Annotated in this window: 21 protein-coding genes; 3 read left to right on the top strand and 18 right to left on the bottom strand. The window is 68.8% G+C overall.

Annotation, left to right across the window (positions count from 1 at the left end):
* Nucleotides 1-111: 111 nt before the first annotated feature.
* The 5 genes from carB to pyrR are packed head-to-tail and all read right to left on the bottom strand — an operon-like array spanning nucleotide 112 to nucleotide 7,278.
* Nucleotides 112-3,423 carry a carbamoyl-phosphate synthase large subunit gene (gene carB, locus AB0E90_RS24350; protein ID WP_360409778.1) on the bottom strand — a complete coding sequence of 1,104 codons (3,312 nt, stop codon included), beginning with the start codon at nucleotides 3,421-3,423 and terminating at the stop codon, nucleotides 112-114.
* Between the two features lie 6 nt (nucleotides 3,424-3,429).
* Nucleotides 3,430-4,536, bottom strand: coding sequence for a glutamine-hydrolyzing carbamoyl-phosphate synthase small subunit (gene carA / locus AB0E90_RS24345; protein ID WP_360409775.1), 1,107 nt, complete (start codon nucleotides 4,534-4,536; stop codon nucleotides 3,430-3,432).
* Entirely contained in the window at nucleotides 4,536-5,801 is a 1,266-nt protein-coding gene (locus AB0E90_RS24340) for a dihydroorotase (RefSeq protein WP_360409772.1), read from the bottom strand. Before AB0E90_RS24340 ends, carA begins: the two co-directional genes overlap by 1 nt.
* Nucleotides 5,798-6,721 carry an aspartate carbamoyltransferase catalytic subunit gene (locus tag AB0E90_RS24335; RefSeq protein WP_360409769.1) on the bottom strand — a complete coding sequence of 308 codons (924 nt, stop codon included), beginning with the start codon at nucleotides 6,719-6,721 and terminating at the stop codon, nucleotides 5,798-5,800. Before AB0E90_RS24335 ends, AB0E90_RS24340 begins: the two co-directional genes overlap by 4 nt.
* On the bottom strand, nucleotides 6,718-7,278 hold the full coding sequence (pyrR, locus tag AB0E90_RS24330) for a bifunctional pyr operon transcriptional regulator/uracil phosphoribosyltransferase PyrR (RefSeq protein ID WP_360409766.1): 561 nt from the start codon (nucleotides 7,276-7,278) through the stop codon (nucleotides 6,718-6,720). Before pyrR ends, AB0E90_RS24335 begins: the two co-directional genes overlap by 4 nt.
* A 291-nt stretch (nucleotides 7,279-7,569) precedes the next feature.
* On the opposite strand from pyrR, the gene AB0E90_RS24325 reads away from it, so the two are divergent.
* Nucleotides 7,570-8,058: a transcriptional regulator gene (locus tag AB0E90_RS24325; RefSeq protein ID WP_020517563.1), complete on the top strand. Its 489-nt coding sequence runs from the start codon at nucleotides 7,570-7,572 to the stop codon at nucleotides 8,056-8,058.
* A gap of 448 nt (nucleotides 8,059-8,506) precedes the next feature.
* On the opposite strand, the gene nusB is transcribed toward AB0E90_RS24325, so the two are convergent.
* The 4 genes from nusB to aroB all read right to left on the bottom strand — a co-directional run bounded on the left by nusB (nucleotide 8,507) and on the right by aroB (nucleotide 11,057).
* Nucleotides 8,507-8,917, bottom strand: coding sequence for a transcription antitermination factor NusB (nusB, locus tag AB0E90_RS24320; protein ID WP_360410163.1), 411 nt, complete (start codon nucleotides 8,915-8,917; stop codon nucleotides 8,507-8,509).
* Nucleotides 8,918-8,942: 25 nt separating this feature from the next.
* Nucleotides 8,943-9,500 (bottom strand): elongation factor P, encoded by a 558-nt coding sequence (gene efp / locus AB0E90_RS24315; protein WP_360409764.1) that lies wholly within the window; start codon nucleotides 9,498-9,500, stop codon nucleotides 8,943-8,945.
* A 67-nt stretch (nucleotides 9,501-9,567) separates the two neighbouring features.
* Nucleotides 9,568-10,002 (bottom strand): type II 3-dehydroquinate dehydratase, encoded by a 435-nt coding sequence (gene aroQ / locus AB0E90_RS24310; protein WP_360409761.1) that lies wholly within the window; start codon nucleotides 10,000-10,002, stop codon nucleotides 9,568-9,570.
* Nucleotides 9,999-11,057: a 3-dehydroquinate synthase gene (gene aroB, locus AB0E90_RS24305; protein WP_360409758.1), complete on the bottom strand. Its 1,059-nt coding sequence runs from the start codon at nucleotides 11,055-11,057 to the stop codon at nucleotides 9,999-10,001. Before aroB ends, aroQ begins: the two co-directional genes overlap by 4 nt.
* A gap of 101 nt (nucleotides 11,058-11,158) precedes the next feature.
* Between aroB and AB0E90_RS24300 the strand changes: the two genes are divergently transcribed.
* Nucleotides 11,159-11,851 carry a Clp protease N-terminal domain-containing protein gene (locus AB0E90_RS24300; RefSeq protein ID WP_360409755.1) on the top strand — a complete coding sequence of 231 codons (693 nt, stop codon included), beginning with the start codon at nucleotides 11,159-11,161 and terminating at the stop codon, nucleotides 11,849-11,851.
* Nucleotides 11,852-11,856: 5 nt separating this feature from the next.
* On the top strand, nucleotides 11,857-15,126 hold the full coding sequence (locus tag AB0E90_RS24295; RefSeq protein ID WP_360409752.1) for an NACHT domain-containing protein: 3,270 nt from the start codon (nucleotides 11,857-11,859) through the stop codon (nucleotides 15,124-15,126).
* Here AB0E90_RS24295 and AB0E90_RS24290 read toward each other — a convergent pair whose 3' ends face one another.
* From AB0E90_RS24290 to AB0E90_RS24250, 9 genes are all read right to left on the bottom strand, one after another.
* Entirely contained in the window at nucleotides 15,127-16,074 is a 948-nt protein-coding gene (locus AB0E90_RS24290) for an NADP-dependent oxidoreductase (protein ID WP_360409749.1), read from the bottom strand.
* A gap of 47 nt (nucleotides 16,075-16,121) precedes the next feature.
* The gene (locus tag AB0E90_RS24285) at nucleotides 16,122-16,628 is read right to left on the bottom strand and encodes a shikimate kinase (RefSeq protein WP_360409746.1); all 507 of its coding nucleotides are present in this window, start codon (nucleotides 16,626-16,628) and stop codon (nucleotides 16,122-16,124) included.
* Nucleotides 16,628-17,806 (bottom strand): chorismate synthase, encoded by a 1,179-nt coding sequence (gene aroC, locus AB0E90_RS24280; RefSeq protein ID WP_360409743.1) that lies wholly within the window; start codon nucleotides 17,804-17,806, stop codon nucleotides 16,628-16,630. Before aroC ends, AB0E90_RS24285 begins: the two co-directional genes overlap by 1 nt.
* Nucleotides 17,807-18,183: 377 nt before the next feature.
* Nucleotides 18,184-18,999 carry a shikimate dehydrogenase gene (locus AB0E90_RS24275; RefSeq protein WP_360409740.1) on the bottom strand — a complete coding sequence of 272 codons (816 nt, stop codon included), beginning with the start codon at nucleotides 18,997-18,999 and terminating at the stop codon, nucleotides 18,184-18,186.
* Nucleotides 18,999-20,195, bottom strand: coding sequence for an endolytic transglycosylase MltG (gene mltG / locus AB0E90_RS24270; protein ID WP_360409737.1), 1,197 nt, complete (start codon nucleotides 20,193-20,195; stop codon nucleotides 18,999-19,001). The genes AB0E90_RS24275 and mltG overlap by 1 nt, the downstream gene beginning before the upstream one ends.
* Nucleotides 20,192-20,650 (bottom strand): Holliday junction resolvase RuvX, encoded by a 459-nt coding sequence (gene ruvX, locus AB0E90_RS24265; protein ID WP_360409734.1) that lies wholly within the window; start codon nucleotides 20,648-20,650, stop codon nucleotides 20,192-20,194. Before ruvX ends, mltG begins: the two co-directional genes overlap by 4 nt.
* Before the next feature lie 103 nt (nucleotides 20,651-20,753).
* The gene (gene alaS, locus AB0E90_RS24260) at nucleotides 20,754-23,438 is read right to left on the bottom strand and encodes an alanine--tRNA ligase (protein WP_360409731.1); all 2,685 of its coding nucleotides are present in this window, start codon (nucleotides 23,436-23,438) and stop codon (nucleotides 20,754-20,756) included.
* On the bottom strand, nucleotides 23,435-23,704 hold the full coding sequence (locus tag AB0E90_RS24255) for a hypothetical protein (RefSeq protein WP_360409728.1): 270 nt from the start codon (nucleotides 23,702-23,704) through the stop codon (nucleotides 23,435-23,437). The genes alaS and AB0E90_RS24255 overlap by 4 nt, the downstream gene beginning before the upstream one ends.
* Nucleotides 23,705-23,730: 26 nt before the next feature.
* Nucleotides 23,731-24,180, bottom strand: a complete 450-nt coding sequence (locus tag AB0E90_RS24250; RefSeq protein ID WP_360409725.1) for a DUF948 domain-containing protein — start codon at nucleotides 24,178-24,180, stop codon at nucleotides 23,731-23,733.
* Between the last annotated feature and the right edge of the window lie 32 nt (nucleotides 24,181-24,212).

Raw genomic sequence — 24,212 nt, 5'->3', positions numbered from 1 at the left:
CGGCAGAACGACGCCCCGCCACCGCCGCAGAACGACGCCCCGCCACCGCCGCAGAACGACGCCCCGCCACCGCCGCAGAACGACGCCCCGCCACCGCGGCGGAAATTGGAGTCACTTGTCGCCCCGGAGGGCGGCGTGCAGCTCCTGCAACGGGCGGACCGACATGTCGCCGCGCATCAGGGCCTCGATGCCCATCACCGCGGCCGCCGCGCCCTGCGTCGTCGTGATGCTCGGGATGTCGGCGGTCACGGCCGCGCTGCGGATCTCGTAACCGTCGGAGCGCGCGCTCGCGCCCGAGCCCTGCGGGGTGTTGATGATCATTGCGATCTCGCCCGCCAGGATCAGGGCCACGGCGTTCTGGCCGGGGCTCTCGAAGTGCTTCGGGACGACCTCACAGGCGATGCCGTGGCGGCGCAGGACCTCGCCGGTGCCGGCCGTCGTCACGATCGTGAAGCCCAGGTCGGCGAGGCGCTTGATCGGGAAGATCATGGTGCGCTTGTCGCGGTTGGCCACCGAGACGAAGATCTTGCCCGTGGTCGGCAGCGAGCCGTACGCCGCCGCCTGCGACTTGGCGAACGCCTGGCCGAAGCCGGCGTCGATACCCATCACCTCGCCGGTCGACTTCATCTCCGGGCCGAGCAGGCTGTCCACGCCCTTGCCGGCCGGGGTGCGGAACCGCTTGAACGGCAGCACCGCCTCCTTGATGGCGATCGGCGCATTTTCCGGCGTGGTGCCACCGTCGCCCTCGGGAAGGAGCAGGCCCTCTTCCCGCAGTTCGGCGATCGTCGCGCCGAGCATGATGCGGGCCGCAGCCTTGGCGAGCGGGACCGCGGTCGCCTTGGAGACGAACGGGACGGTCCGGGAGGCGCGCGGGTTGGCCTCCAGCACGTAGAGCGAGTCGTCCTTCAACGCGTACTGCACGTTGAGCAGGCCGCGCACCCCGACGCCGCGGGCGATCGCCTCGGTGTAGCGGCGCACCTCGGCCAGGTGCGAGCCGGCCAGGGTGACCGGCGGCAGCGAGCAGGACGAGTCGCCGGAGTGGATGCCGGCCTCCTCGATGTGCTCCATCACGCCGCCCAGGTAGACCTCGCCAGTGTCGTCGCAGAGCGCGTCCACATCGATCTCGATCGCGTCGTCGAGGAAGCGGTCGACCAGCACCGGGTGGTCGGGCGAGATCTGGGTGGCCCGCTCGATGTAGCCCTCGAGGGTCGGCTCGTCGTAGACGATCTCCATGCCGCGGCCGCCGAGAACGTAGGACGGGCGGACCAGCACCGGGTAGCCGATCGTCTCGGTGATCGCCTTGGCCTCTTCGAAGCTGGTGGCGGTGCCGTGGTCGGGCGAGCGCAGGCCGGCCTTGTGCAGCACGGCGCCGAATAGCCCGCGGTCCTCGGCCAGGTCGATCGACTCCGGCGAGGTGCCGACGATCGGCACGCCGGCGGCCTTGAGCCGGTGCGCGAGGCCGAGCGGGGTCTGGCCGCCGAGCTGCACGATCACGCCGACCACACCGGGGCCGCCGGCGGCCTTGCCGCTGGTGTCCTCGGAGTGGAACACCTCGAGGACGTCCTCGAAGGTGAGCGGCTCGAAGTAGAGCCGGTCGGCGGTGTCGTAGTCGGTCGACACGGTCTCCGGGTTGCAGTTGACCATGACGGTCTCGTAGTCGACGCCGCGCAGCGCCATGACCGCGTGGACGCAGGAGTAGTCGAACTCGATGCCCTGCCCGATCCGGTTCGGCCCCGAGCCCAGGATGATCACCTTGGGCCGGTCGGACGGCGCGACCTCGGTCTCCTCGTCGTACGACGAGTAGTGATATGGCGTGTCGGCCTCGAACTCGGCCGCGCAGGTGTCGACGGTCTTGTAGACCGGGCGGATCCCGAGCCGGTGCCGCAGCGAGCGAACGCCGTCCTCGCCGGCGAACTCGGGCCGCAACGCGGCGAGCTGCCGGTCGGACAGCCCGGACCGCTTGGCCCGGCGCATCAGCTCCTCGTCGAGCACCGCAGCGTCCGAAATGTCCGAACGAAGCTCCACCAGCGCCTGGATTTCTTCGAGGAACCACGGGTCGATACCGCCGCTGGCCTCATGGACCTGTTCAATCGAAGCACCGAGCCGGAGGGCACGCTCGACGGTGTAAAGACGGCCGTCATGCGGGATACGCAAAGCGGACAAAGTGTCGTCCAAAGAAGAGCTGTCGGGAACGGTCCAGAAACCGGCCGCCGATGTCTCCATGGACCGCATCGCCTTGTTCAGCGCCTCGGCGAAGTTCCGCCCGAGACTCATCGCCTCGCCGACCGACTTCATCGTGGTGGTCAGCTCGGGGTCGGCGCCGGGGAACTTCTCGAACGCGAATCGCGGGATCTTCACGACCACGTAGTCGAGGGCCGGCTCGAACGCGGCCGGCGTCTTGAGAGTGATGTCGTTCGGGATCTCGTCCAGGGTGTAGCCGATGGCCAGCTTCGCCGCGATCTTCGCGATCGGGAAGCCGGTGGCCTTCGAGGCGAGGGCCGACGAGCGGGACACCCGAGGGTTCATCTCGATGACGACGAGACGCCCGTCCTCCGGGTTGATCGCGAACTGGATGTTGCAGCCGCCGGTGTCGACGCCGACCTCGCGCAGCACCGCGATGCCGAGGTCGCGCAGGTCCTGGTATTCCCGGTCGGTCAGCGTCATGGCCGGGGCCACGGTCACCGAGTCGCCGGTGTGCACGCCCATCGGGTCGATGTTCTCGATCGAGCAGACGACCACGACGTTGTCGTGCTTGTCGCGCATCAGCTCGAGCTCGTACTCCTTCCAGCCGAGCACGCTCTCCTCGATGAGCACCTCGTGCACCGGCGAGGCGGCGAGGCCGGCACCGGCGATTCGTTCCAGATCTTCGGAATTGTGGGCCATGCCGGAGCCAAGGCCGCCCATGGTGAACGAGGGACGGATGACAACGGGCAGCCCCAGCGACGAGACGGTGTCACGAACTTCGTCCAAGGAGTGGCAGACCCGCGATCGCGGGGTATCGCCGCCGGCGCGCGCCACGATCTCCTTGAAGAGCTGCCGGTCCTCGCCCTTGCGGATGGCGTCGATGTTGGCGCCGATCAGCTCGACGCCGTATTTCTCCAGCACGCCGTTCTCGTGCAGGGCGACCGCCGTGTTCAGCGCGGTCTGCCCGCCCAGCGTCGCCAGGATCGCGTCCGGCCGTTCCTTGGCGATGACCAGCTCGACGAACTCCGGGGTGATCGGCTCGACGTAGGTGGCGTCGGCGAACTCCGGGTCGGTCATGATCGTGGCGGGGTTGGAGTTGACCAGCGAGACGCGCAGCCCTTCGGCGCGCAGCACCCGGCAGGCCTGGGTGCCGGAGTAGTCGAACTCGCAGGCCTGGCCGATGACGATCGGCCCGGAGCCGATCACCATCACATGCTTCAAATCGGAGCGCTTAGGCATGGTGTGTCAGCCCTTCTTTTCCACGAGCTCGACGAACCGGTCGAACAGGTAGTCGGCGTCGTGCGGGCCGGCGGCGGCCTCGGGGTGGTACTGGACGGTGAAGGCGGGGACGTCGATCCCCCGCAGGCCCTCGACCACGTTGTCGTTGAGGCAGACGTGTGACACCTCGACGCCGCCGAAGTCGGTGTCGATCACGGTGTTGAGCGGCGCGTCGACCGCGAAGCCGTGGTTGTGCGAGGTGACCTCGACCTTGCCGGTGGTCTTGTCGAGCACCGGTTGGTTGATGCCGCGGTGGCCGTAGCCCAGTTTGTAGGTGCCGAAGCCGAGCGCCCGCCCGAGGATCTGGCTGCCGAAGCAGATGCCGAACAGCGGCTTGCGGATCCGCATGACCTCGCGGGCCAGCGCGACCGGCGCGTCGGCCGTGGCCGGGTCGCCGGGGCCGGGCGAGAAGAAGACCGCGTCGGGGCTGACCGCGAGGAGCTCCTCGATCGAGGACGAGGCCGGGAAGATGTGCGTGGTGACACCGCGCGCGGCGAGCCGCCGGGCAACGTTGCGCTTGATGCCGAGGTCGAGCGCGGCAACCGTGTACCGGTGCTCGCCGACGGCAGAAACCGCATAAGTCGAAGATGTCGTAACTTCGGCGGACAAGTCGGCGCCGATCATCTGCGGCGCACCCACCACCCGCGACAGCAGCGACTGCGGGTCCAGATCCACGCTGGACACGCCCACCCGCATGGCCCCTCGCGAACGCAGGTGCCGGGTCAGCGCCCGGGTGTCGATCCCGCTGATCCCGACGACACCCTCGGCGGCAAGGCGATCTTCCAACGAACCGGTAGAACGCCAGTTGGACGGTCGCCGCGCGGGGTCTCGCACGACATAGCCGGCCACCCAGATGCGGGCCGACTCGTCGTCTTCCTCGTTCACCCCGGTATTGCCGATCATCGGGGCGGTCTGCACCACGACCTGCCGGTGATAGGACGGGTCGGTCAGCGTCTCCTGGTAACCGGTCATGCCGGTCGTGAACACGGCTTCGCCGAATGTCTCGCCCACGGCTCCGTAAGAAGATCCATGGAACGTGCGTCCGTCCTCGAGCACGAGGATCGCTTTACTCATTACTTAACAGCCTTCCCGTCGAGGACCGTCGGCTCTCCCCGGAGGAAGGTCGCGACGATGCGACCCGGCAGGGTGGTGCCCGAGTACGGCGTGTTGCGGCTGCGGCTCGCCAGCTCGCTCGGGTCGATGACCCGGCGGGCGGACGGGTCCACCAGCGTGAGGTTGGCCGGCGAGCCGACCGCGAGGTCGGTGCCGTGCCCGTCGAGGCCCGCGATGCGGGCGGGGGTGCGCGACATCCGGTCGGCGATCAGCTCCCACCGCTCACCGAGGACGCTCAGCACGATCGAGAAGGCGGTCTCCAGGCCGAGCATGCCGGGCCGGGCGTACGCCCACTCGCACTCCTTGTCCTCCACCGCGTGCGGCGCGTGGTCGGTGGCGACAACGTCGATGACGCCCTCGACCAGCGCGTCGCGAAGAGCGGCGACATCCCCCGCCGTACGCAATGGGGGGTTGACCTTGTAGACCGGGTCGTACGAAGCCGCCAGTTCGTCGGTGAGCAGCAGGTGGTGCGGGGTGACCTCGGCGGTGACCCGGACGCCGCGGGCCTTGGCCTGGCGCAGCACCTCGACCGATCCGGCGGTGGAGACGTGGCAGACGTGCAGGCGGCTGCCGACGTGCTCGGCGAGCAGCACGTCGCGGGCGATGATCGCCTCCTCGGCGACCGCGGGCCAGCCGGTGAGGCCGAGACGCGTGCTGACCTCGCCCTCGTGCATCTGGGCGCCCTCGGTGAGACGTGGCTCCTCGGCGTGCTGGGCGATGATGCCGTCGAACGCCTTCACGTATTCCAGGGCGCGGCGCATCAGGCGCGGGTCGGCGACGCAGAAGCCGTCGTCGGAGAAGATGCGCACGTTGGCGGCCGAGGTGGCCATGGCGCCGAGCTCGGCGAGCTGCTTGCCGGCCAGCCCGACCGTGACGGCGCCGATCGGCTGCACGTCGACCAGCCCGGCCTCCCGGCCCAGCCGCCAGACCTGCTCGACCACGCCGGCGGTGTCGGCGACCGGCGAGGTGTTGGCCATCGCGCAGACCGCCGTGTAACCACCGAGCGCGGCGGCCCGGGAGCCGGTCTCGACCGTCTCGGCGTCTTCCCGGCCCGGCTCACGCAGATGGGTGTGCAGATCGACGAGGCCGGGCAGAGCGACCAGACCGGACGCGTCGATCACCGTCGCGGAGTTATCGGAAATGTCGGAAACGACACCGTCGCTCAACAGCAGATCGGCCGGCGCGGCGCCTAGAACGGAGACGCCCCTCAAAAGCCAGGAACTCACGCTTTGCCCCCAAGCAGCAGATAGAGAACCGCCATCCGGGCGGAAACCCCGTTGGCGACCTGTTCGACGATCGTGGAGCGGGAGGAGTCGGCCACCTCGGGCGCGATCTCCATCCCTCGGTTCATCGGCCCGGGGTGCATGACGATCGCGTGCTCCGGCAGCTTGCGCATGCGCGCGCCGTCAAGACCGTAGCGCCGGCTGTATTCCCTCGCGGAAGGAAAGTACGAGTCCTGCATGCGCTCGGTCTGCACTCGAAGCATCATCACGACGTCCATGTCGGGCAGAACGCTATCGAGGTCGTACGACACTTTCGTCTCCGGCGAGAGCGCGGCGGCAACGTCGTTCGGAATCAGCGTCGGCGGCCCGACCAGGGTGATCGAGGCGCCCAGCGTGGTCAGCAGCAGCACGTTCGAGCGGGCCACCCGGCTGTGCAGGACATCGCCGACGATCGCCACTCGCAAACCGGACAAACCACCAAGACGAGAGCGCATGGTGTACGCATCGAGAAGAGCCTGAGTCGGGTGCTCGTGAGTGCCGTCCCCGGCGTTGATCACGGAACCGTCCACCCACGACGCGAGCCGGTGCGGCGCGCCCGCGGCGGGGTGCCGGATGACCACCGCGTCCGCGCCCATCGCCTGCAGGGTGAGCGCGGTGTCCTTCAGGCTCTCCCCCTTAGAGACGCTGGAGCCCTTGGCGGAAAAGTTGATCACGTCGGCGGAGAGCCGCTTGGCCGCGGCCTCGAAGGAGATCCGGGTCCGCGTCGAGTCCTCGTAGAAGAGGTTGACGACGGTCCGCCCGCGCAGCGTGGGCAGCTTCTTGACCTCCCGGCCGGCCAGCGCGGCCATCTCGCCGGCGGTGTCCAGGATCAGAGTGGCGGTGGCCGCGTCCAGATCGGCGGCCGACCGAAGATGCTTGATCATTTCTCGCCCCCGGTCAGCTTGACCTCGTCCAGCCCGTCGATCTCGGTCAGCGAGACCCGAACGCTCTCGTCGAGCGCGGTGGGGATGTTCTTGCCGACGTAATCGGCCCGGATCGGCAGCTCCCGGTGCCCGCGGTCGACCAGCACCGCGAGCTGCACCGACGAGGGCCGGCCGACATCATTCAAAGCATCAAGAGCGGCCCGCACCGTACGGCCGGAGAAGAGCACGTCGTCGACGAGGATGACCCGCCGCCCGTCGATGCCGCCGCCGGGCAGGTCGGTCTTACCGAGTGCCCGGGTCGCGTGCAGCCGTAGGTCGTCGCGGTAGAGCGTGATGTCGAGCGAGCCGACCGGAACGTCGACGTCCTCGAAGGCGTGGATGCGGGCCGCCAAGCGCTGGGCGAGCGGCACTCCGCGGGTCGGGATCCCGAGCAGCACGGTGCCGGTGGCGCCGGAGGTCTTCTCGAGGATCTGGTGGGCGATGCGATCGACGACCCGATGCAGGTCGGACTCACCCAAAATGATCTTGCTGGTCGTGTCGGCACGCGGCGAAGCCACGGCGGACCCCCTTCCCCGCCTCACGGGACGGGTCGTTAAAGGACGTCGACGGAACCCCCGAACGGGGATGTCCCGATGGCTGACGCTACGTTACCAGTGGACGCGGCGTTGACCATGGTGACGTGCCCGACCCCTGGGGCCAGTCGGACGAATCCGGCAGATCTCCCGAGGGCCGTGCGACTCATCGGTAACCAACACTTGACCGGCGGTCTCACACTGCGTACCGTCACGCTGCGTAGCGATCGCGGAGGAAGAACCCTCCGGGCCAGCACAGTACTGGGAGTGTTCCGAATGCCGTCTGAGTACGCCAAGTCGTTGGGCGCCCGCCTGCGCTCCATCCGGCAGCAGCAGGGCCTGTCCTTGCAGGGTGTGGAAGAGAAGTCGAACGGCCGCTGGAAGGCCGTCGTCGTCGGCTCGTACGAGCGGGGAGACCGCGCGGTCACCGTGTCGCGTCTCGCCGAGCTCGCCGACTTCTACCGCGTTCCCGTCTCGGAACTGCTGCCCGACGGCAGCGGTGTCCGTCTCGAGGCCACCAACAAGATCGTGCTCGACCTGGAGAAGCTGTACGACACCACCGGCGAAGACCTCGCCTACGTCGCACGCTACGCCCGGGCCATCCAGCAGCAGCGCGGCGACTACAACGGCCGCGTCCTCTCCATCCGGGCCGACGACCTGCGCGCGCTCGCCATCGTTTACGACATCTCCCCCTCGGGCTTGATCGAGCGCCTGACGGAGCAGGGTGTCCTGGTGGCCGACCCGCGCGCGTTCTTCGCCAGCTGATTCCCCCCAACCACAACTTCATCCCCCAGCACGACCGAAGGCCCGCGACCCCTCGCGGGCCTTTCGCGTTCCCGGATCACCGCGGCCCGCAACGGCTCGCCTGACGCCGGCCGGCCCACGACGGAGCGGATCACCCACGATCAACTCCGCCGGCCCGGCACAGCCCGTCACAGGTGCCTCAAAAGCGGTCTCATCGATGTCACTTATCGTGCCGGGCGGGCCGGAGCCTCAAACAGCAACGCCCGTTTTCGCACATCGAGCGAACGTGAAAACTCAATTCACGCCGTGTCGCCACCCCGTCGACAACCGTCCGGTCACTGACCGCGACGCCACACCATCGCCGCCCGAACCTGCCCGATCTTGGCGTACTGCCGACCGTCTGTGACCGAACTCGGCGAGACGCGAAGAAGCCGCCCGAACCAGCCGGGCGGCTTCGAGAGACGCGGATCTAGCGGGAGGCGAACTCGGCGATCCGGCCGAGGATGCCGTTGAGGAACCGCGGGCTGTCATCCGTCGACATCTGCTTGGCCAGCTCCACCGCCTCGGTGATCGCGACCGGGTCGTCGATCTCCGGGACGTAGAGCAGCTCGAAGACCGCGATGCGGGCCAGGTTGCGGTCGACGACCGGCATGCGCTCCAGCGTCCAGCCCTCGGCGTAGCTGGCCAGCAGCTCGTCGATACGGTCCAGGTTCTTCGCCACGCCCTCGACCAGGGTGACCGCGTAGTCCATGTGGTCCGGGCGGGGCTTCTCGATCCGCTCGAGGTAGGTGCGCAGCACCTCGCTCGGCGGCAGGTCCCGCAGGTCGGCCTCGTAGAGCACGTCCAGTGCCCGTTTGCGCGCCTTGCGACGAGCGGGCATCTGGGTCTTGGGGGCCTCCGCCATATCAGGAACGACCGAGGTAACGGCCGTCGCGGGTGTCGACCTTGATCTTCTCGCCGGTGGTGATGAACAGCGGGACGTTGACGGTCGCGCCGGTCTCGACCGTGGCCGGCTTGGTGCCGCCGGTGGAGCGGTCGCCCTGCAGGCCGGGCTCGGTGTAGGTGACCTCGAGGAAGACGCTGGTCGGCAGCTCGATGTAGAGCGGCACGCCCTCGTGCGTGGCGACCGTGGCCTCGGCCTCGGGGAGCAGGTAGTTCGCGTTCTCCCCGACGGTGCCGGTGGGCACGGTGATCTGGTCGAAGGTGTCCAGATCCATGAAGACGAAGTCTTCGCCGTCGAGGTAGAGGTACTGCATCGTGCGCTTGTCGACCGTCGCGGTCTCGACCTTGGTGCCGGCGTTGAAGGTCTTGTCGACGACCTTCCCGGAAAGCACGTTCTTCAGCGTGGTGCGCACGAACGCTCCACCCTTACCCGGCTTGACGTGCTGAAATTCCACGACGGACCACAGATCGCCGTCGAGGTTGAGCACCAGGCCGTTCTTAAGGTCGTTCGTGGAAGCCATGTTCTTCTAAAACCCTGTCTGCCTTGGTTGAGGAAAACGATCGGTGACCGTCCGAGTTTACCGGCGACTAAGCCCGGTCGCCCACCTGGGCCAGGTGCTCCAGCGCCAACCGGTAACCATCGATGCCCAGACCCATGATTACGCCGTCGGCAACGGCCGAGATGACTGACTTGTGCCGAAATTCCTCGCGCTGGTGGACGTTGGAGATGTGTACCTCGATGAGCTTTCCGCGAAGCATGGCGCATGCGTCCCGGATCGCGATGTTGTAATGCGTCCAGGCGGCCGGGTTGAGCGCCACGTGCGCGCCCTCGTCGGCGGCGCGATGCAGCCAGCCGATCATCTCGAACTCGGCGTCGGTCTGCTTCACCTCGACCTCGACCCCGAGCTTCGCGGCGGTCTTCTCGCACAGCGCCACCACGTCGGCGTAGCTCGTCGACCCGTAGATCTCCGGCTCCCGGGTGCCGAGCCGCCCCAGGTTGGGCCCGTTGAGCACGTAAATCATCGCGCCACCTCCGCGTACGCCTCGCGCAGCGTGTCTTCGCTCGGACCGGTGAGAATGCCCGGCTTCGCCAGGCCGTCCAGAACCACGAACCGCAAGGTCGCTGCCCGCGTCTTCTTGTCGACGCGCATCGCGCTCAGGAGATCGCTCCAGGCGCTTTTTTCGTACGCCGTGGGCAGCCCGACAAGCTCAAGAGCGACTCGATGCCGTTTTCGGGTGGCGGAGTCCAGCCGCCCGGACAGCTCACCGAGCGCCGCCGCGAAGATCATCCCGACCGACACCGCGTGGCCGTGCTTCCAGGTGTATTTCTCGCGTTTCTCGATCGCGTGCCCGAGGGTGTGTCCGTAGTTGAGGATCTCGCGCAGCCCCGACTCCTTGAGGTCGACGCTCACCACGTCCGCCTTGACCTGGATCGCCCGCTGGATCAGCTCACGCAGCACCGGCCCGGCCGGGTCGGTCGCCGCCGCCGGATCGGCCTCGACCAGCTCGAGGATCCGCGGATCGGCGATGAACCCGCACTTGATCACCTCGGCGAGCCCGGCGGTCAGATCGTCGGCCGGCAGAGTCGTCAGCGCGTCGAGATCGCAGAGCACCCCGGCGGGCGGATGGAACGCGCCGACCAGGTTTTTGCCGGCGTCGATGTTGACCCCGGTCTTGCCGCCGACGGACGCGTCGACCATGCCGAGCAGCGAGGTGGAGACCGGCACCCAGCGCACCCCGCGCAGCCAACTCGCGGCCACGAACCCGGCCAGGTCGGTGACCGCTCCCCCGCCGACCCCGACGACCACGTCGGTGCGGGTGAAGCCGGCCTTGCCGAGCTCGTCCCAGCATCGGGCGGCGACGGCGACGCTCTTGCCGCGCTCCGCGTCCGGCACCTCGATCGGGGTCACGCCGGGCAGCGCCGTCGCGATCCGCTCAGCGCGCGCCCGCAACGGCGCCGCATAGAGCACCGCGACCCGCGCCGCACCGTCGATCAGCCCCGGCAGCTCGCCGCCGAGATCATTGCCGACCAGCACGTCGTACGCCCGGTCACCACCCACCTGAATGCGCGTCACCACGGCGGCAACCCTAGTCCGGACGTCCGACAGTTTTCGCGCCACCCGCCGTACCGCAAATTGGGGTTATATCTTTATGCCCCTAGAGGGGTTACAACTGGGTCATGCCGAAAATCAACGTGTACCTGCCCGACGACCTCGCCGATGCGGTCCGCGACTCCGGCGTCCCGGTCTCGGCGATCTGCCAGCGGGCCCTGGAGCAGGCCATCCGCCGTGTGCAGGCGATCCGCGAGGTCAGCCTGACCGACCTCGACCCGGCGTCGTTCTCGGACCGGCTGCCCTCCTTCACCGGCCGCTCAGTGATGGCGCTGGGCCTGGCCGTCGAGCGGGCCAAGTCGGCCGGCGCCACTGTGGTGACCACCGGCGACCTGCTCGCCGGCGTGCTGACCGAGGGCGGCAACCTGGCCCTGCAGATCCTCGCCGCGATGGACGTCGCCCCGGCCTCGCTGACCGCCCCGTCCACACCGGAGCCCGGCGCCGCCGCCGAGGGCCTGCGGTTCAGCACGCCGGCCGCGGTGGCCCTGGAGCTGGCGGTGGGCGAGGCGGTCGGCTTCGGCCACAACTACGTCGGCTGCGAGCACCTGCTCGTCGCCCTGGCCGGCGAACCCGACGGCTCGGCCGGCGAACTCCTGCGTGCCCGCGGTGCCGACGCCCGCTCGACCCGCCGCACGGTCACCGCCGCCCTGGCCGGTTACGCCCACCTCAACTCCACTCAGGGCACGCCCCCGGCCTCGCTGATGACCGTCCTGGCCCCCCTGATCGAGCGCATCGAACGATTGGAGGCTCGCGCCAACTAGTTACGGTGAGCACGGGGGTGGTCACCCTGACCGGAATCGAGACGGCCCTGCTCAACGTCGGCCGCGCAGTCGTCACACCGTTCTTCACTCGATGGCTGAGCGGCCGCAAGCAGACCCGGGAACGCACCCTCCCGCTCAGCGAGCTGCTGCACCAGAAGGCGGCCGACGAGTTCAGCCGCCGGCGCGGCGAGCGACAGATCGAGTCGGTGGTGGACGAGGTCGCCGAGCGCCTCGCGCCGCTGCTCACCACCCGCTTCGCGGCGCTGCCACCGAACGAGGCGATCGCCGCCCTCGACGCGGTCGCCGACACGTTCCGCCGGGCGGACCTGTCCGACGAGGCCCTGTTCGCGGCCGACATCGAACCGGCCCGCCTGGCGGCGCACCTCCGCACCAACGCACCCCCGGCCGCACTGTCCGATCTGGGCCGGCGGCTGTACGACCTGGCGCTCGACGACTGCAGCCACTGCTTCACGCAGTTCGTGCAGCGTGCCGCCCCGTTCGCGAACCGCGCCTCGGTCGAGATGCTCAGCCGCCTGACCGACCTGACCGAGATGATGTCGACGGTCCTGCACCAGCTGGCGATCGCCGGCCTTTCGACAATCGAATTCCTGCCGAGGTACGCCGAGGTCCTGACCAACAAGCTCAACGTCCTCGAACTGGTCGGCGTGGAGACCCAGTTCCGCCCCCGGACGGAGTTGAGCGTCGCCTACATCAGCCTCAGCGTCACCGGCGAGGGCACCACCCGCACGCTGTCGCCGATCTGGGATCCCAGCCTGATCCGGCACGCCCGCCCCGACGGCGCCGGCGCCGAACGCGTAGAGCAGGCCCTGGCCAAACGCACCCGCACCCTCATCCGCGGCGACGCCGGCGCCGGCAAGTCCACGCTGCTGCGCTGGCTCGCGGTGACCGCCGCCCGCCAGGCGTTCACCGGCTCCCTGGCCGAGTGGAACGGCCGCGTCCCCTTCCTGATCAAGCTCCGCAGCTGGTCTGCTGCCCTTCCCCGGCCGGAACAGTTCCTGACCGGCGTCGCCGACCCGATCACCGGCACGATGCCCGCCGGCTGGGTGCACCGCCAGCTCGACGAGGGCCGCGCCCTGCTCCTGGTCGACGGCGTCGACGAGCTGCCGGTCGAACGCCGCCCCCGGGTCCGCGCCTGGCTGAAGGAATTACTGGACACCTACCCGTCGTCGCTGGTCGTGGTCACCTCCCGCCCACCGGCCGCCCCGGTCCGCTGGCTGGACGCCGAGGGCTTCGAGTCCCTGACCCTGGAGCGACTGTCCTCGGCGGACGTACGCGCGCTGATCGACCAGTGGCATCGGGCGGCCCGCACCTCGCCGTCCCTGCCGTGCCCCAGCCACGAGCTGGCCCGGTACGAACAGGCGCTGCTCACCCAGCTGGCCGCCAACCGGCACCTCTACCGGCTCGCCGGAAATCCGTTGCTCGCGGCGATGCTGTGCGCGTTGAATCTCGACCGGGAGACACACCTGCCGCCCGACCGGATGGGCATCTACCAGGCCGCGGTCGACATGCTGCTGCAACGCCGCGACACCGAACGCGGCGTGCCGTCGACGATGCCCGCGATGACGGCACGCGAGCGCTTGCAGCTGTTGCAGGACCTCGCGTGGCGGCTGTCCCTGAACGGAAAATCCGAACTCACCAGAACCGACGCGGAAGACTTCCTGACCCGCCGGCTGGCCGGCATGCCCCGGGTCGAGGCCCCGGCCGCAGACGTCCTGACCCACCTGATCGAACGAAGCGGCATCCTGCGCGAACCAGCAGCGGGCCGCATCGACTTCGTGCACCGAACCTTCCAGGAGTATCTGGCGGCCCGGGAGGCGGCCGAACAGAACATGGGCGGCATGCTGGCCACCCAGGCCCACCTGGACACCTGGCGCGAAATCATCATCATGGCCGCCGGCCACGGCAACGGCCCGATGCGCACCGAGCTGATCGAGCGCATCCTGCACCGAGCCGACCGAGAGCCACCACACCGCCGCACCCTGGTCCTGCTGGCCGCGGCCTGCTTGGAAACGCTGCCGTCGTTGGAACCACCGGAGCTGCTCACCGCTATCAATCGGCGGCTCGACGGTTTGCTGCCTCCGCGCAGCCGGGGTGAATCACGGTCGCTGAGTGCCGTGGGCGCGCCACTACTTCGGCGACTGCCTGTCGACCCGGCGGCACTCACCGAGGCTCAAGCGTGCGCCGTAATTCGAACCGCTGCCCTGGTAAACGGTGCGGGGGCAGTCGGCTTCCTCGCCCGGTTCGCTCAGGATGCGCGGCCGAAGGTGCAACGCGAGCTCATCGCCGCATGGGAGTACTTTCCGCCGGAGGAATACGCCGGGGCTGTCCTGGCTGAAGCGCCGCTGGACGACGGCCGGGTGAGCCTTCGCGAACCCAGACTGCTCGCGCCGACCAAGCTGCTGCGAAATCTGCGTGAGCTCGAACTCGAGTTCGGCATTAAGGCGGAACTCGCCGACCTGCCGGGCAGCACGAAGGTCACCTCAATCATCAGCACGGGCGGGCTTCCAGGCTCGCCAGATGGGCTTCAGCGCTTTCCCAATATCAAGTACCTGCATATTGAGGATCCGAACCGAGAAACAACCGCCGCCGGGATCCGTGCCCTACGCCGTCTTCCGCACCTCGTCAGCATCGCCCTGTTTCCGAGCCGTGGGCTCAACGCCGAGGAGATTGCCGAAATTGGGCAGTTGACGAATCTCACCGACGTTTACCTTCGAGTGGCGCGCGAGATCGGCGATCTGTCCCCGCTGTCGGCGCTGTCCAGTCTCACGTCAGCCGCTTTCCACGGCGGACGAATCGAATCATTCGCGCCATTAGCCCTCCCCCATTTCGACCTGCTTGGGTTGGGTGCCATGCAGGTTTCGCTTGGCGGGGTTGCCGATGACATTCCTCGACTCGGGACTCTCCGCCTTCAAAACGGCTGCCGAGCCGACGACTTGGCGGTGTTGGTGCGCCTGGCGGATCTCCACAGGCTTTCGCTGTTCGACAACATCTGCGAGCGGCTCGGCGAGGTCATCGTGTCCCCGGCGCTGCGGACGATGCGACTCAGTCACGCCAACTCCGTCGATCTCGCGCCGATCGTCGCATTCGAGGGGTTGACGGAACTCCAGCTCAGCTGGATCCGCGAGCCTGTCGATCTGTCCCAGTTGGCCACTTGGTCCGGAGGACGGCTGACAGTCCAGCTCTACGGTTCGCAGCGAGCCATCGGACGGAAGGCGTTGCCAGACACAGTGCGGGTCCGGCGAGTGGACTTTTGATCAAGCCGACGCGGGCTGGCGGCCGGCGCTTGCAGGCAGTTCCAGCGAAAGGACGATCTTGCCTCGGGTGTGGCGGGCCGCCAGTTCCGTGTAGGCGTCCTTGATTGACTCCAGCGGGTAGACGGCGGCGATCGGCAGGACGATTCGGCCCCAGGCGATCTCGTTTGCCATGAACGCCAGAATTTCGGGGTCGCTTCCTGCGGTGCTTCCCTCGGTCTTTGCGCCGGCCTTCGCCGCCGCGCCGTAGTCGATGATCGTGTTGATGCGGGACGGGTCCACGCCCAGCTTGACGGCCAGATCCACGTACCCGCCGCCGTAGGTGTCGATGAAAGCGTCCACGCCGGAGGGCAACCGGGCCGCCAGGTCGTCGCCGTAGGCGATCGGGGTCACGCCGATGGAGCGCAACCAGCCCTCGTTGGACGAGCCGGCGATGCCGATCACGTGCGCGCCGGCGTTGCGGGCCAGCTGCGCGGCCAGCGAACCGACGCCGCCGGCTGCGCCGCTCACCACGACCGTCTCCCCCACGGTGGGCTGCACGGCGCGGACCGCCGCGTACGCCGTCACGCCGGCCACGAACAGGCCGCCGGCGCGGATCCAGTCCAGGGCCAGGGGCTTGGGTGTCAGGTGGTCGGCCGGGACCACCACGTGGTCGGCGTGTGAGGACCGCCAGTCGGACCAGCCGAGGACTTCGTCACCTATCGCGAAATCGGTGACTGAACTGCCGACCGACACGACTCGGCCGGCGAAGTCGCTGCCCTCGCCGGACGGGAACGTGGCCGGCCAGCGGTCGTGCAGGAGGCCGGACCGGATGGAGATCTCGCCGGGGTTGATGCCGGCCGCGACCACCTCGACCAGGACCTGGTCGGCGGCGGGCTGGGGCGGTCCGACGTCCTCGATGCGCAGGACGTCCACGTCGCCGTACTGGTCGAAACGAACCGCTCGTGACATGAGAACAGTCTTATCGCGGCGCCGCTCCGACCGTGGCGTCTTGTCGGTCACACCAGCTTGAGCAGGGCGGCGACTTCGGCGGCGATGTCCGCGGGCTCACGGTTGTCGGTGGCGACCGTGTGGGTCGCGACCGAGGCGTAGAGCGGGCGGCGCTGGTCCAGCAGGTATTTCAGGGTGGCGCGCGGGTTCATCGCGAGCAGTGGGCGGCCGGCGCCGAGGCCGACCCGTTTCACCGCGTCGCTCAGTTCGACCGACAGGTAGACGACCGTGTGCTGTTTGAGTAGGTCGCGGGTGCCCTCGTTCAGAATGGCGCCGCCGCCGAGGGCCAGGACGCCGGAGAAATCCGACAGGGTGGAGGCGATGGCGGTTCGCTCGAGCAGGCGGAACGCGTCCTCGCCGTCGTCGAAGAAGATCTCCGGGATCGGTTTGCCGGCCTCGGCCTCGATGACCGCGTCGATGTCGACGAACGGGGCGCCGAGCAGCTCGGCCACCAGGCCGCCGATGGTGGTCTTACCGGCGCCGGGTGCGCCGACGACGACCGCGACCGGCGCCATCAGCGGATCACCAGGTTGTCCAGGTAGGTGGCGAGGTTTCGGCGGATCTCGGCGACCGAGTCGCCGCCGAATTTCTCCACCGCGGCCTCGGCCAGCACCAGCGCCACCATCGCCTCGGCGACGACCGCGCCGGCCGGCACCGCGCAGACATCCGACCGCTGGTTGATCGCGGTGGCTGCCTCGCCGGTGGTGATGTCGATGGTCTGCAGGGCGCGGTTGAGCGACGAGATCGGCTTGAGCGCGGCGCGGACCCGCAGCGGCTCGCCGTTGGTGATGCCGCCCTCGAGGCCGCCGGCCCGGTCGGTGACCCGCTTGACGCCGCCGGCGGTCGGGATGATCTCGTCGTGCGCCACCGAGCCGCGCGAGCGGGCCTGGGTGAAGCCGTCGCCGATCTCCACGCCCTTCACCGACTGGATGGACATCAAGGCGGCGGCCAGCTTGGCGTCCAACTTGCGGTCCCACTGCACATGAGACCCGAGACCTGGTGGTACGCCGTAGGCCAGCACCTCGACGATGCCGCCCAGCGTGTCCGCGTCCTTCTTGGCCGCGTCGACCTCGGCGACCATCCGGGCGCTCGCCTCGGGGTCGAGGCAGCGCAGCGGGTCGGCGTCGATGCGGTCGAAGTCGTCGGGCGTCGGGATCAGGCCGGACTTGGCGACCACCGAGCCGAGCTCGATCACGTGCGAGACGATATCGATGCCGAGTGCCTGCTTGACCAGCGCCTTCGCCACCACGCCGACCGCTACCCGGGCGGCGGTCTCGCGGGCGCTGGCACGCTCCAGGATCGGGCGGGCGTCGGTGTGGCCGTACTTCTGCATGCCGGCCAGGTCGGCGTGGCCGGGGCGCGGGCGGGTCAGCGGCTCGTTGCGGGCCTGCGCGGCCAGCTCCGCCGGGTCGACCGGGTCGGCGGCCATCACGGTCTGCCACTTGGGCCACTCGCTGTTGCCGATCCGGATCGCGACCGGGCTGCCCTGCGTCACGCCGTGCCGGATGCCGCCGATCAGCTCGAGCTCGTCCTGCTCGAACTTCATCCGGGCGCCACGGCCGTAGCCGAGCCGGCGGCGCGCGAGATCGCGGCCGATCTCCGCGCTCGTCACCTCCACCCCGGCGGGAACGCCCTCGAGGAGTGCGATGAGAGCCGGGCCATGGGATTCACCTGCGGTAAGCCAGCGCAACACGGGTAAGAGTCTGGCACGCCGCCGACCCGCTCCGACGCGGCCCCGCCGTCGTCCCGCTCAGCGGAATGAAAGAACCGACCTCCGGCGCAGAGATTCGCCTTCGGCGCGCTGTTCGCCTACCTGTCGAACTCGTCATTCGTGCTGCAGGACGGCTATGGGTTGTCGCCGACGACGTTCGGGCTGTTGTTCGGCCTGAACGCGATCGGGCTCACCGCGACGAGCCAGCTCAACGCCCGATTGCTTAACCGGTTCGGCACCCACCCGCTGCTTAGGGCGTCGCTGGCCGTGCAGGGGCATCGCCGGGGCGCCGGCCGCGCTGGTCACGGTCGCGGCGCTGACACGCGGCTCCGGCCCGGCGGCGGAAATGCCCGCCTGATTCAGCGGCGGGTGGCGGCCTCGAACAGAGCCTTGTGCATCGCGGCCTCGGGGGCCGGCGTCACGCCGGTGAACTGCTCGAACTGGCTGAGTGCCTGGCCGAGCAGCAGATCCAGGCCCGAAACCACCGGAATGCCGGACTTTTCCGCGGCCGCCGCGAGCGGGGTCGGCCACGGGTCGTAGATCGCGTCGAACAGGACCGTGCCGGGCTGCCAGGCCACCTCGGACGCGAGGTGATCGGCGGCGCCCTTCGGGACCGTGGAGATCACCGCGTCGGCGTGGAACAGCTTCGCCGCGTCGGCCCAAGCCGCGCCGGCCAGCTCGATGCCGAGCGCCTCGGCGGCCGGGCGCAGCTCGTCACGGACTTCCGGCCGGCGGGTCACTACCGTCACCGACGTCGCGCCCAGCTCGGCGGCCGCTCCGAGGACGGCCCGCGCCGTCCCCCCGCCGCCGAGCACGGTCACCGACGGCGCCGGCTGCAGGCCCGCTTCCCGGAGCACCCGGACCATGCCGTACACATCGGTGTTGTCGGCGTGCCAGGTGCCGTCCGGGCGGCGTACCAGCGTGTTGGCCGCACCCGTCGCCCGCGCGACCGCCGTGGCGCTCGCCGCCAGGCGAAGCGCCTCCTCCTTGAGCGGCATGGTCAGCGACAGCCCGGCCCACTCGGGGCCGAGGCCGTCGATCACCGCCGCCAGCTCGGCCTCGGCGCACTCGATCGCCACGTAGCTCCACCCGGTGAGCCCGGCGGCCGCGAAGCCGGCGTTGTGGATCACCGGGGAGAGCGAGTGCGCGATCGGCTTGCCGAGCACAGCCGTCATCAGCAAAGCGGAATCCCGTTCTTGCAGGCTTTTTGAATGTTGGCGTTGTGGTCGGCGAGCGTCTTGCCGTACGCCATCGTGCCTGCCGTGTCGATGCTGACGAAGTAGAAGTACGGGAAGTTCGACGTCGGCTTCATGGCGCCCTCGAGCGCGATCTTGCCCGGGTTGCCGATCGAGCCCGGCGGCATGCCCGGCTTGTCGTACGTGTTGTACGGGTTCTTCGGGTCGTGCAACTCGGACACGGTGAGGTGCTCGGACGCCTTGCCGCCCTTGCCGGTCAGCCGCAGCCAGTAGTTGACCGTGCTGTCCAGACCGAGGCAACTGCAGTCGAACTTCTTGGAGTAGGCCCGGTTGTAAAGCACCTTGACAACCTTGGCCATGTCCTCGTCCTTGAGCGCCTCGGCCTGCGCGATGGACGCCGCGACGAGGGCTTCGTTGGGCGAGATCGACAGGTTGTTCTGCACGGCGTCGGCGAAGCCCATCTCACCGGTCACGGTGAGGAACCGCTGCACCATCACCTTGAGGATCTGGTCGGCGGTCAGCTTGGGGTCGAACTCGTACGTGTCCGGGAACAGGAAGCCCTCAATCGTCTTGATCGCGGTCTTGCCGTCACGCCGGTTGAACCAGTAATCCGGCACGCCGAGCTTGATCGGGTCCTTCCCGGCGGTCTGGAAGTCTTTGACCGGGATGTTCGTGGCCTTGGCGAGCAGCTCGTACGTCTGCTGGGCGGATTTGCCCTCCGGGATGGTGATGCCGGAGGTGATCCGCGCCTTGGGGTCGAGCAACAGGGTGACGGCGTTGGCCGCGGACATCTGCTTGCGCAGGTTGTACGTCCCGGACTGGATGTTCTTGCCGCGCGGGTTCTCACCCGCCGCGTTGACGAACGCCTTCGTGCTCTTCACCACGTCGGACTCGACGAGGGTGTTGCCGATATCGGTGAGAGTCGAGTCCTTCGCGACAGTCACCTGAACCGGATCAGTCCCGGGTCCGTCGTAGTCGGCCGCGGTGAAGAAACCCTTCACCTTGTTGTAGCCGAGGAAGACACCGCCGCCCAAAAGGGCCAACAGGATAAAAGCCATCAAGAAGGCGATGCCGGACTTACCCGAGCTCTTCTTGCCGCTGCGGCCGCCCCGCCGATGGCGCGATGGTCCACGTTCGGCGTGCTCGTCGAACGCCAGGTCCAGCTCGTCGATCATCTCTGCCTCCGCTGCGCGTCCAGCCAGCTCTGCAGGATCTCCACCGCGGCCGCCTGATCGACGACCGCCCGCTGCCGCTTTCCGCGCACGCCACGCTCGGCGAGTCGTCGGGTCGCGACCACGGTCGACATCCTTTCGTCCGCCAGCACGACCGGCACCTGACCGACCGCCTCCGCCAGTCGCCCAGCGTACGCACGAATGTCGATGGCGGCAGGGCCCTCGGCGCCGTTGAGGCGGATCGGGAGCCCTACCACGATCCCGGCCGCCTCGTGTTCCCCCACGAGACGAACGAGTTCGGCTATGTCGCCGGGCACGGCATCGGGAGCCGCACCCATGTCACGGGGCACCGTGACCAGGGGGGTGGCCAGGATCCCGTCAGGGTCGCTTACGGCGACCCCGACGCGCACCTTACCGACATCGACGCCCAGTCGCCTACCCCGCGACAGTGCGCTCATGCCAGCTCCTCGCTCCGCTCCGAGCTGCCAAGAGCAAATTCCGCACTGAGCTTGCCGATTCGCTCGCTCCGCTCGCTCATGCGGTCACCCTCCGTGTTGTTCGTCAGCCGGCAGCTTCGCTTACCGCCTTCTCAACTGCCGCTAGCAGCACCGGCACCTGGTCGGCCGGAATGCCACCACCCTGCGCGAGGTCGGCGTTACCGCCACCCCGGCCGGACAGGGCGCCCTTGACCAGTTCCGCCGCGGACAGCCCGCGACTCTTCGCCGCGCCATTGATAGCTACGATCAGCGACGCCTTACCGTTCGATCGGGAGGCGACCGCGACCACCGCCGGACGGGCAGCGTCGATCTTCCCCCGAATCTCCTGCGCAAGGGTACGCACGTCGTTACCGGCCGCACCCTCGGGTGCCTCGGCGCCGACGTAGGCGACGCCACGCAGGTCACGCGCCTGCTCGGCGAGCGCACCGGCGCCACCCAGCACCATCTGGGCGCGCAGCTTCTCGAGTTCCTTCTCCGCGTCGCGCAGCGCCGTGACGGTCTGCTCGACCCGGTCGGCGACCTGATCGCCGGGCACCCGGAACAGGTCGGCCAGGCGCGACACCATCAGGTGCTCCTTGGCCAGGAAGCCGAACGCGTCGATGCCGACGAGCGCCTCGACCCGGCGCACGCCGGAGCCGATCGACTGCTCGTTGAGGATCTTCACGAGGCCGAGCTGACCCGAACGGGCCACGTGCGTGCCACCGCAGAGCTCACGTGCGTAGTCGCCGACTTCAACCACCCGGACCTCATCGCCGTACTTCTCCCCGAAGAGAGCCATCGCGCCCAGCCGGCGTGCTTCCTCCTGGGAGGTGATGAACGCGTGGACCTCGAGGTCACGCAGCAGCACCTCGTTCACCTGCTGCTCGACGTCGTTCAGCACCGTGGGCGAGACGGCCCCCGGGGTGTTGAAGTCGAAGCGCAGCCGGCCCGGGGCGTTGAGCGAACCCGCCTGGGTCGCCGACTCGCCGAGGAAGTGGCGCATGGTCTGGTGGATCAGGTGGGTCGCGGTGTGCGAGCGGGAGATCGCCTTGCGCCGGGTGATGTCGATCTCGGCTTCCGCCGACTCGCCCGCGCGCACCTCGCCGCGGATCACCCGCGCCTTGTGCACGATCAGGCCGGGCAGCGGCTGCTGGACGTCGACGACCTCGAGCTGGCCGCCGCCGACCTTGATGATGCCGGTGTCGGCCTGCTGGCCACCGCCCTCGGCGTAGAACGGCGTGGTGTCGAGAACCAGCTCGACGAACTCACCCTCGCCGGCCACCTCGAGCCGGCCACCGCCGCCGATCAGCGCCCGGACCCGCGACTCCCGGCTGATCTCCTGGTAACCGGTGAACTGCACCGGGCCGCCGGCGTCCAGCGCGCCACGATAGGCGCTCAGGTCGGCGTGGCCGGTCTTGCGTGCCGCCGCGTCCGCCTTCGCGCGGGACCGCTGGTCGGCCATCAGCCGCCGGAAACCCTCCTGGTCGACGTCGAGGCCCTGCTCGGCCGCGATCTCCAGGGTCAGGTCGATCGGGAAGCCGTACGTGTCGTGCAGCTGGAACGCCTGGTCGCCGGACAGCGCCGACTTGCCGGACTTCTTGGACTCGTCGATCGCGACATCCAGGATCGTCGTGCCCGCGCGCAGCGTGGACAGGAAGGAATCCTCTTCCGCGTACGCGTAATCGGCGATCCGCTGGAACTCCGCCGCCAGCTCCGGATAAGAAGGGGCCATGCAGTCGCGGGCCACCGGCAGCAGCTCGGGCAGCGCCGGCGCCTGCCAGCCGAGCAGGCGGATCGACCGGATCGCCCGGCGCATGATGCGGCGCAGCACATAGCCGCGGCCCTCGTTGGACGGGGTGACCCCGTCGCCGATCAGCATCAGCGCGGTGCGCACGTGGTCGGCGATCACCCGCAGGCGCACGTCGTCGGGGTGTGAGTCACCCGCGACGTGACCGGAGTGCGCGCCGTACTTCTTGCCGGTCATCTCGGCCGCGCGGGCCAGGATCGGGCGGACCTCGTCGATCTCGTAGAGGTTGTCGACGCCCTGCAGGATCGACGCGATGCGCTCCAGGCCCATGCCGGTGTCGATGTTCTTGGCGGGCAGGTCACCGACGATCCGGAAGTCTTCCTTCGACTTCACGTCGGTGATCTCGTACGTCATGAAGACGAGGTTCCAATATTCCATGAACCGGTCTTCGTCGACCTCGGGGCCGCCGTCCTTGCCGTACTCCGGGCCGCGGTCGTAGAACAGCTCCGAGCACGGGCCCGCCGGACCCGGGATGCCCATCGACCAGTAGTTGTCCTTCTTGCCACGGCGCACGATGTGCTCGGTCGGCACGCCGATCGCGCGCCACAGCTCGAACGCCTCGTCGTCGTCGAGGTAGACGGTCGGCCAGATGCGCGACGGGTCCAGCCCGAAGCCGCCCGCGTCCACCGCGTTGGTGGACAGGTCCCAGGCGAGCTTGATCGCGCCTTCCTTGAAGTAGTCGCCGAATGAGAAGTTGCCGTTCATCTGGAAGAACGTGCCGTGCCGGGACGTCTTGCCGACCTCGTCGATGTCGGGGGTCCGGATGCACTTCTGCACGCTCACCGCACGCGAGAACGCCGGCGTCTGCTGACCCAGGAAGTACGGCACGAACTGCACCATGCCGGCGTTGATGAACAGCAGGTTGGGGTCGTCGATAGCCGGCAGCGGGGCACTAGGCACGACCGTGTGCCCGTTGGCCTCGAAATGCGCGAGATAGCGCCGCTTGATCTCTGCCGTCTTCATCGCCGGCCCTCCTGAGCATCATCCTGCTCGTCGTCGTAATACAGCTCGCCCTCGGCGAACGCCTGCTGGATCTGCTGTTCCCGCTCCGTCATGCCGTCGCGGACCTCATCCACGAAGCTACGCATCGACTCCACCAGACCGCCAGCGGATTGCGACAGCGAGGTGGCTATGCCGGACGGGGTGAATTCGTTCGCCTTGCGGGTGAGTTTGCGAACGACAAGGGCGCCGACGGCCAAGCCGACGCCCAGCCACAGCAGGCGCTTCATTACGTGCCTTTCGTCGTCAGGAAAGCTCAGCGACCGGCCTTGCGGCGCTGCTTGATGGTGGAGCGAACCTCGCGGTCCTCGTCGCTGCGCCGCCGGTTGTTCACGGCCTTACGCAGCCCATAGCCGAACGACGCCACCTTGACCAGCGGGTTCGCCGCCGCGGCGGCCACCACGGTGGACAGGTTGGCCACGTTCGAGCTGACGTGCGCCGCGTGCTCGGTGATCGTGTCGACCTTGGCGAGCTGGAGGTTGACACCGTCCAAAGAGACCTGCACCTGGCCGAGCGCGGTGTTCACGTTCTCCACCGTCTCGTTGACGTTGCCGAGCAGCGGGCCGGTGCGGTCGGTGACCTCGTTGATTGCCCGGGTGGCCGCGTCGACGGTGCGGCCCAGCTTCAGAATCGGCACGGCCAGAACGATGACGAGCATCAGGAAGGCGCCCGCCGCGATCAGACCTGCGATTTCTCCGGCGTCCATGTGGCGCTTCTCCTCTACGGGTGGCGAGTCAA

This window comes from Actinoplanes sp. NPDC026619, from assembly GCF_040638295.1.
In the GTDB taxonomy this organism is placed as follows: domain Bacteria; phylum Actinomycetota; class Actinomycetes; order Mycobacteriales; family Micromonosporaceae; genus Actinoplanes.
The sequence above is the reverse complement of the archived record's forward strand: the minus strand, read 5'-3'. Positions and strand labels throughout refer to the sequence as shown.